General features: G+C 64.9%; 1 pseudogene. It reads right to left on the bottom strand.

Features of this window, described 5'->3' with window-relative positions:
- Positions 1-1,287: pseudogene (locus Q4P78_RS08905) on the bottom strand (DNA helicase); the annotation flags it as partial.

Genomic DNA, 1,287 nt, shown 5'->3' on the forward strand with positions numbered 1-1,287 from the left:
CCCTTCGTGGTCGTGCAGCAGCTCCTCAAGGGCGGACTGCCACCAGGCCAGCTCCAGCTCAGCGGCCACCAGCCGTGCCGGCACCTGCCGGGCATACAAATCTTCCATGAGCTCATCCAGGCCCAGGCACAGCAGGCGCGCGGTGAGGGTATCCCGCTCGGGCAGGCTCATCAGCAGCACCCGGTCGGCCAGTAACGCATCCAAACGCTGTTCGAGCACGTCCAGGGTGGTGCGGGTAAAGTCGGTGCCTTCCGGGGAGTCATCCAGCACGATTCGCAGCCCGTCGAATTCTTTCATGAGGGAATTGCAGGCGGTGACAAGCGCATCAAGGTTCTCAGGGATCTGCGGGGTGCGTGGGGCGGCGGTGTGCCGGATCCACTCTGCGCGTTCAGCCTGCACAATCCGCAGCTGCTCGTGCAGGTCGCCAATATTCACCCCCGGCAGGATGTACTCCTTAGCGGCGCGGCGCAGGCGGGAGCGCTGCATACTGCTCATTTCGATGCCGTTTTCGCGGCGCCACGCCCCGGTCGCGGCGGCCGCGATCAGGTCGGTGACGGGCCGGTCATACACGGTGGGGCGGAACTGTTTCAGGGTTTCCCGGATGCGCTGCAGAATACGCAGCTGCCCCTGCCAGTCGGCGATAGTGCGGCCCAGCCGTAACCCGGTGGTGCGGCTGAGCCGGCTCATAGCCTCCCGCAGAGACAGCAGGGAGGATTTGAGGGTGAGAACCAGTGCGTAAGCATCAGCGGTCTCCTCGTCGTTGGCCAGGCGGGCACGGTACCAGGGGGAGGTGCGGGTCGCCGGGGTGAACGCCCCCAACTCCGCGAGGCGGGTGAGGTCGTGAGCGAGGTTCTCGCGTTCGAGCAGCCGATCAAGCATGCGGCGGCTAAACCGTACACCGGTTGCGGGCGCCTCATTCCGTGAGGTGAGTTCGGCGAGGGTCTGCAGCGCCTGGTAGGTGGTGATATTCCAGTACGGCTCGTGCGAGAGCAAAGCCTCGGTGTGCCTGTGCAGGCGGCGGCGGGTTTCAAGCAGCTCGGCGGTGGTCTCCTCTTCCTCGGGTATGGCAGCGGTTTCGTTGCGCACAATGGCTTGGATGAATTCGGCGCGCTGGCCTTCGGCGTCGCGGTCGGTGAGCACATCAAAACGGAGGGAATCAATACCGTTGCGTTCAAGCAGTGCGGTGAAATCGGCCAGGGTGGAGCGTTTCTCCCCCACCACAAGCACAGATTTGCCCTGCCCCGCGAGGGTCGCAGCAATATTCACGGCGGTGCGTAGCGGCTCGGT

This window comes from Rothia sp. (in: high G+C Gram-positive bacteria) (assembly GCF_030540545.1).
Classification (GTDB): Bacteria; Actinomycetota; Actinomycetes; order Actinomycetales; family Micrococcaceae; genus Rothia.